This window comes from Streptomyces sp. NPDC007205, assembly GCF_040634095.1.
Lineage (GTDB): Bacteria > Actinomycetota > Actinomycetes > Streptomycetales > Streptomycetaceae > Streptomyces.
In genome coordinates this window covers 1-3768 of sequence record NZ_JBEYEW010000127.1, presented here as the reverse complement: position 1 = coordinate 3768, position 3768 = coordinate 1, and the positions used below count along the sequence as shown (strand labels likewise).

Annotated in this window: 3 protein-coding genes and 2 pseudogenes; 2 read left to right on the top strand and 3 right to left on the bottom strand. The window is 71.3% G+C overall.

All coding sequences use genetic code 11. The annotated features are described in order from the left end of the window. Positions 1 to 271: pseudogene (locus tag ABZ624_RS42350) on the top strand (DDE-type integrase/transposase/recombinase); the annotation flags it as partial. Between the two features lie 294 nt (positions 272 to 565). Here the strand turns inward: ABZ624_RS42350 and ABZ624_RS42345 are convergent. Beyond that, complete coding sequence (locus ABZ624_RS42345; RefSeq protein ID WP_360100971.1) at positions 566 to 1294, bottom strand: GAF and ANTAR domain-containing protein; 729 nt, start codon at positions 1292 to 1294, stop codon at positions 566 to 568. Positions 1295 to 1320: 26 nt separating this feature from the next. Continuing rightward, a complete protein-coding gene (locus tag ABZ624_RS42340) occupies positions 1321 to 2004 on the bottom strand; it encodes an ANTAR domain-containing protein (RefSeq protein ID WP_360100968.1) in 684 nt (227 codons plus the stop codon). Between the two features lie 248 nt (positions 2005 to 2252). Between ABZ624_RS42340 and ABZ624_RS42335 the strand changes: the two genes are divergently transcribed. Further along, positions 2253 to 3452: a helix-turn-helix domain-containing protein gene (locus ABZ624_RS42335; protein ID WP_360100966.1), complete on the top strand. Its 1200-nt coding sequence runs from the start codon at positions 2253 to 2255 to the stop codon at positions 3450 to 3452. 18 nt (positions 3453 to 3470) lie between these two features. On the opposite strand, the pseudogene ABZ624_RS42330 reads toward ABZ624_RS42335, so the two are convergent. Then, positions 3471 to 3617: pseudogene (locus ABZ624_RS42330) on the bottom strand (AAA family ATPase); the annotation flags it as partial. Between the last annotated feature and the right edge of the window lie 151 nt (positions 3618 to 3768).

Genomic DNA, 3768 nt, shown 5'->3' with positions numbered 1-3768 from the left:
CGAGCGGCACTCCCTGTGGCGCGCCGTCGACCAGGACGGCCATGTACTCGGCATCCTCGTCCGGTCCAGGCGGGACACCAAGGCGGCCAAGCGGTCCCTGACCAAGCTGATGAAGAAGCAGACGCGTGTCCCCCGGGAGCTGGTGACCGGCAAGCTGAAGAGTTACGGAAGCACGCACCGCGGGATCATGCACTCGGTCGAGCACCGTTCACACAAGGGCCTGAACAACCGGGCCGGGAACAGCCACCAGCCCGCCAGGCAGCGCGAACGTGCGACGAAAGGCTTCCACTCACCCGGTCCGGCCCAAAACCCCACTTCAGGCACCCACGCCACCTGACGACCGCCGCCCACCGCTTCGAGAAACTCCTCCGCTTCACCATCAGGGACCACATCACCGCCGGCATCGGCCTGCCCACAGGAGCCTGACCCCAAGCCCTCAGCCAGAGCCCGCACACCCCGACACGCCAGCAGACGATCACACCCCAACAACGTGACAACACCTTCCAGCACGCGGGCCCAAGAAGTGCGGGTCGGCGGTCTCGGGAGCGAAGCACGGACCGGATGGTTACTGCGAGGGGGCTGCGGCGAGGACTTCCCTGGTGGTGGTCTGGCCCTCCGCCAGGGCGCGGGCCAGCGTGGTGATGCCCTGGCCGGTGCGGTGTGCGTGGGCGCGCAGCAGGGTGAAGGCGTGGTCGAGGCTGGTGTCGGCGTCGTGGGCGAGCATGCCTTTGGCGCGTTCGATCCCGGACCGGTCGTGCAAGGCACGGGTGATGTGTGCGGCGATCCCGTCGCGCGGCTGGGCCTGCTGCAGGACGGCGAGCAGGGCCAGGTCGGCGAACGCCTGCGCGGCCCGCAGCGCGGCCTCGCTGCCGGCGCCGGTGTCCTGGTCGAACAGGTTGAGGGCGCCGATGGTACGGCCGCGGTGCCGGATCGGCAGGGCCCGCACGCTGGTGAACCCGGCGTCCAGGGCGGCGGGGGCGAAGCGGGGCCAGCGGGTGTGCGCGGCGCCGAGGTCGTGGGCGATCACGATGTCACCGGTGGCCACGCAGTCGACGCATGGGCCCTCGTCGACGGTCACCTGGTGGCGTTCCAGTCGGCGGACCTGGTCGTCGGAGTAGGCGATGTCGCGCAGCACATGGTGGGCGTCCTGGATGACCAGGCCGACGCCGGCTGCCCCGCACACGGTGACGCAGTGGCCGACGATCCGGTCTAGGGTCTCGACGAGGTCGAAGTCGCCGACCAGGGCATCCGCGAGTTCCGCGAACGCCTCGATGGCGGGCTCGGATCGGTCCACGGCCACCTCCCTCGTTCCTGTCAACGCTACTCCTGCCCCTGCTTGCCGGCCTCGAAGGTGATCTTGCGGGTGAGGACGTCCTGGGCGACGTCGCCGAGCCGGCGGCCCTCGGCGAACGCCCGCGCCCGCAGCATCGACAGCGCCGTGGCGTCGGGGGCGCGCAGCTGCGCCATCACCATGCCCACCGCCTGGTCCACCTCCACGCTGTCCAGGTCCTCCTCCGCCCACCCCGACGTGCCCAACGAGTCGACAGGTTGGTCGAAGGAATGGGCCAGCGCCAGGGCGGCCAGGTCCGCCGCGACCCGGGCCGCGGCCGCGTCCAGCTCGTCCAGGGCGCCGGGCTGGACGCGGAACAGTTCAACGAGGCCGAACGCGGTGCCGCTGATCTGCAGCGGGAACGCGAACACCGCCCGGGCTGGCAGGCCGCGCTCGGCGACGGTCGCCGCCCACATGGGCCACCGCTCGGCGTCCGCCCCGGAAAGGTCGCCGACCAGGACGGGGCGGATGTGGGCGACGGAATGCAGCCCCGGTCCTTCGCCCAGGTCGAACTCCAGCTGGCACAGGTCCGCGGCCTGGTCGCCGGAGGCAGCCAGGGTGTGGTGGTGGGTCAGGTCGGCCATCAGCGCGAGCGCCGCCCCCTGGCCCTCCAAAGCGTCCCGCAGTGCGACGCACAGCCGCTGGGGCAGGTCCGGATCCTCCTTGGCGATCACGGACCCCATGATCTGCACGACTCGGGGCAACAACACCCTTGATCACCGCCCTTCACGCGCTTGACAGCATCCTAGGACAACACGGCTGCCTGTCGGGTTGACGCCCCCACCTGGGGCAGCCGTCCTTTCCGGTGAACCGGCCGCCGCCGCGCACCACCTGGGTGTCGCGCGCACTAGCGTGGCAACAGTGCCTGGGCCCGGGCCCCGTCGTGAGCCGACAAACGAGCTGGCCTTGGTAGAGGAGAGCCGTGTTCAGGCAGGACCCCTTGCCCCCGTCCGGGCACGCGCACGGCCTACGCCACCAGCTGGCCGCCGGCGCCGCGATCGAGCGTGCCATCGGCGTGATCATGCAGGAGACCCGCACCACCGCCGAACAGGCGCGCGCGCGGCTGACCAGCGACGCCGCCGCGGCGGGCTGCACCCTGGCCGTCCTCTGCGCCGCAGTCCTGACCGAGGCCGCCCGACCGGCCGCCACCCCCGCCCCGACAGACGCCCCGCTGACGCGCCGCCGCCTGGCCACCACCAGCCCCGAGCGGGCCCGCGAGGAACTCGCCGCCGCCTACCGCACGCCGATCCGGATGACCGCCCCCGAACCCGGCCAGCTGTTCCAGATCGAGCACACCGACGCCGGCCTGTTCCAGGCCGGTGAACACCGCCTGCCCGGCCGGCTCCGGTTCACCTCCCAGCCCGCGCCTCAAATCGTCGTTGCCCGCCTGCTGGCCGGCACCGCGGAGCGACACACCCCGGCAGGCGTGGAGCACCTGGGCGCCGAGGACCTGTTCCTGACCGGACAGCCCGCCACCGAACACTCCGCCACCACCCACGACGCGCACGTGGGCACCACCACCCTCCCGCTGCCACTGCTCCACAAGGTCGCAAGCGCCCTGCCCGAGCAGACCCGACCGCTGCGCTTCACCTCACTGCGCCCGGCCACCCAGGCCCTGGCCGACCACTGGCGCGCCACCGGTGTCTACCTGGGCGGCCTCCTCGACCACCCCCAGTTGGCGACCGAGGCACCCCTGCTCGTGGCCAACACTGCACAGCTGTTGGCAGCCACCGCGCTCGCGGTCTTCCCCAACAGTGTCACCACTACCACCGACCGCCCCCACGACCGCACCGACGCCACCCGCAACACGGTGCACCGCGCCACCACGTTCATCGACGAGCACGCCCATCAGGACCTCACCCTCGCCGAGATCGCCCGCGCCTCCAGCGTCACCCCCCGCACCCTGCAGTACGCCTTCCGCCGCCACCTCGACACCACCCCGCTCGCCTACCTGCGCGACGTCCGGTTGTTGCGCGCCCACCGAGACCTGCTCGACGCCGACCCCGCCACCACCACCGTCACCCAGATCGCCGTTCACTGGGGCTTCCTCCACCTCGGCCGGTTCGCCTCCCGTTACCAGGACCTGTTCCACACCCCACCCAGCACCACCCTGCACACATGAGCGCACCACGGCCCACCTAACGGCACCACGCAGGGCGTCAAGCGAGAGCACCTGGCTCGCGAGCCAGGTAGCGGCCAGCGTCGACTTGCCCGCGCCAGAGGCACCGATCAACACGATCAGCGCGTTCTCCGGAAGGTCCGGGTACAGCGGCATCGGCGAGGTCATACGTCATCTCCTTGCAGGTCGAGGGACGGGTTGCGCAGCAGCGGGGACTGTAAGAAAAACGGCTCTGGCCCGTAATCGGTGGTAACGCTTCGTGTTGATCATTGGAGCAGGATCCGCTGGCGTAGGAGCGGGAAGCCGGCGCGGCCGTGCA